The organism is Xanthobacter autotrophicus (genome assembly GCF_029991245.1).
In the GTDB taxonomy this organism is placed as follows: Bacteria; Pseudomonadota; Alphaproteobacteria; order Rhizobiales; family Xanthobacteraceae; genus Xanthobacter; species Xanthobacter autotrophicus_C.
This window is the reverse complement of sequence record NZ_JAIVFO010000256.1, coordinates 1-2759: the sequence shown is the minus strand read 5'-3', so window position 1 is coordinate 2759 and position 2759 is coordinate 1. Positions and strand designations below refer to the sequence as shown.

Genomic DNA, 2759 nt, shown 5'->3' with positions numbered 1-2759 from the left:
CCCCTGCCCCACCCGCGGCACGCCGCCGGACGACCCGCATCCCAGGATGGTGAAGGTGAGGCTTGCGCCGGTTTCGCTGGGCATGGGCAAAGGCATGGCTCTCGCGACCTCGCTGCGTCTGCTGCTCGGGTCAAGGGCAGGGCGGAATCGGCCCGCAGCCTGATCCATATTCGCCCCGGAGTCACACCCGAGGGCGCCAAAGATCATTCAGCGGCACTGAAATTGTGTGCCGGGGGCCGCAAACGGATGGCGAATCGCACCGGATCGCGAGCAGAGGGGTAAGTCTGGATCAAAGGCGAATATAGTCGTTATGACGCTGACTTAGCGCGGATGATTCGCTTGTGTTCTCAGATGAGCATCCGCCCATAAGTGCCAAAATGGCGCCGCGCGCAGGATGGCCCTGGGGACAGTTGCGCTGCGCTGGTCCCGCAGGCGCAGGAGCCGCACGGACGGTCGAGAGGTGGAAGCCGGAAGCCGGGCGGGGGGCGGCCCTCCCCCGCCCCTGACCCTCGCGCCCAGACGCCGCAAAGCGGGCCACGCGACCGCCGGGAACCCGCGTCGTCACGGGCACCGGTGGCATTGGGGCAGGGATTTTCGGGGTGTTGAATGGTCGGAGCGAGAGGATTTGAACCTCCGACCCCTAGTCCCCCAGACTAGTGCGCTAACCGGGCTGCGCTACGCTCCGACTGAGGATGGGAGGCTTAGACCATCGATCCGGCGTGGGCAAGCCCCCTCGCACAGGTATCCCATGCTCTCCCCAGCCATGTGTTTTTCAGCCGCACATCCCCGGCCAAGCTACAGCTCGAGATTGTCGATCCGGCCCTGAATGCCGGCAGGATTGTGGCGAGGGCACCCGATTCATCACTTTTTCGCCGGCAAATTGGGACGCTATCGCCCCATTGCGACGCCATTCGGCAATCATCTGAAATGACACGGAAGATTGATTGCATGAAGAAACGCGTGGTCCTGTCCTGCTTCGCCCTGTCCCTCTCGGCCGGAATGGCCGTCTCGAACACCGCAAAAGCGGACACCTCCACCGGCGTCGCCTCTTACTATTGGCAAGGCCGCAGCACCGCGAGCGGCGAGCGCTTCAACCCCTCCGCCATGACGGCGGCGCACCGCTCCCTGCCCTTCGGGACCAAGGTGCGTGTTACAAATCTGCGCAATGGACGCACCGTCGTCGTGCGCATCAACGATCGCGGCCCGTTTGTCCGCGGCCGGGTGATCGACGTGTCCCGCGCTGCGGCCTCCGAGCTTGGCTTCACCAACTCGGGCATCACCCGCGTCGCCCTCGCCGTGATGGACTGACACCGGCGGGGCTTTCAGCAATCAGGCCACGCGGCCGCGTGCCAGGATGGAGGCACTCTCCGGCGCAGCCTCGTCGCCTTTTCCCCGGATGACCTCCCGTCGCGCGGATCAAGCTCTGCCGAATGTGGCCGAGCCCCGCGCGACGGCGAACGCGCCGTGACGCCGGTCGATCAATCGCCCGACCGCTCTGCGGCCCGCGGCGCCAGCACCTCCTCCATCAGCCGCCGGCATTCACCCAGCTCATAGAGCGCCGACTGCATGCGATGCACGTCGTCACGCGAGAGCACGGGTGCGGCCATGGGCGGCGGCTGGCCCGCCATCCGGGGTTCGGACCTCAGGTGCGGCGGCAGATATTGATCGGGCGGGCCCGGACGCAGCGGCTCACGCGGCATCCGCTGCGCCGGCGGCTCCGGTTCGGGCGCATAGGCCGGCGCCTCCCCCCTCGCCGATCCGTCGCGGAACGCCGGATTGGGCAGGTCCAGCGGGGCCTCGGCCCGGCTCCAGGGGGGCGGTCCCCGCCGTTGCGCCACATACGGGTCGGGAGCCGCGGCGCGGCCGGCCATGCGCTCGGCGATCCGGCGCTGCTCGGCCTCGGGAAGCACGCCCGAGTGCGGGTCATCCTCATCATGGATCGGACCAATGAGCGGCCCGACCCGGGTCGCTCGCGGCAGAGACTGCGGGGCCCCCTCGCCCCAGCCTTCATCCCAAACCCGCCGCACCTCCTCGTCGGCCCAGCCCGCCGGGGGCCGGGCGTGGGGCGCCCCTGCCGACGCCGAAGCGGCAGACGCATGGGCCATCGGAGCGCGGCCCGCCGGCGCACCCACGGAGGGTGGGTTCGCGGGCGACAGATGCAGGGCCGCTGCACTTGGGGGCGCCGCGGCGCTCATGGACGGCTCGCGCCGTTCCCCACGGGACGGCGAGAGGGGGGGCCGTCGCCGCTCCTCGTTCATCATCTCGGTCTCCGGATCGGCGGCCGTGGCGCCATGGCGCGGGGCGCGCGACGGCCGTTCGGTGGGGCGATAAGGCGGCTCATCGTCGTCAGGGGGCGCCTCGGCGGCCGGCAGGCCGGCGCGATCCTCTGCTGCGCCGTGCCAAGTCGCCTCCACCCAGTCGGTCTGCCGCCATTCCCCATCCTGCACGATGCGACCCTGGCGCGGGTCCCGGCCTTGATCCCGGCGGGGCGCGCCGGGCAGGTCATGGGCAGGCAGGTCACGGGCAGGCGCGTCGTAGGCAGGCGCGTTTTGGGCAGACTCCTGGAAGCGCGGCGGCGCGGATCGCGTGAGCGGACCGGCGCCCCGTTGCGGTGGTGCCGGCCGTTCGTTCTCATCCTCATAGGCTTCAGCTGGCGGGCTGCGCCGGGCGCGGGGGGCGAACGGGTCCGCGAACCCTTCGCCTTGCAGCCGTTCATCTTCCTCCCATGCCGGGCGCCGTGCCTCGGCGGGGGTGGAGGG

Annotated in this window: 1 protein-coding gene, 1 tRNA gene and 1 pseudogene; 1 reads left to right on the top strand and 2 read right to left on the bottom strand. The window is 70.1% G+C overall.

Translation table 11 applies throughout. From position 1 onward, the window contains the following. Positions 1–607 precede the first annotated feature (607 nt). Positions 608–685 (bottom strand) — tRNA-Pro (locus tag K9U41_RS22435). 263 nt (positions 686–948) lie between these two features. Between K9U41_RS22435 and K9U41_RS22430 the strand changes: the two genes are divergently transcribed. Continuing rightward, positions 949–1308 carry a septal ring lytic transglycosylase RlpA family protein gene (locus tag K9U41_RS22430; RefSeq protein WP_282643055.1) on the top strand — a complete coding sequence of 120 codons (360 nt, stop codon included), beginning with the start codon at positions 949–951 and terminating at the stop codon, positions 1306–1308. A gap of 170 nt (positions 1309–1478) precedes the next feature. Here the strand turns inward: K9U41_RS22430 and K9U41_RS22425 are convergent. After that, positions 1479–2759, bottom strand: a pseudogene (locus K9U41_RS22425) (hypothetical protein); the annotation flags it as partial.

Coding starts and splice junctions, on each gene's coding strand:
- K9U41_RS22430 (WP_282643055.1), top strand. CDS start 949: ATGAAGAAACGCGTGGTCCTGTCCTGCTTCGCCCTGTCCCTCTCGGCC.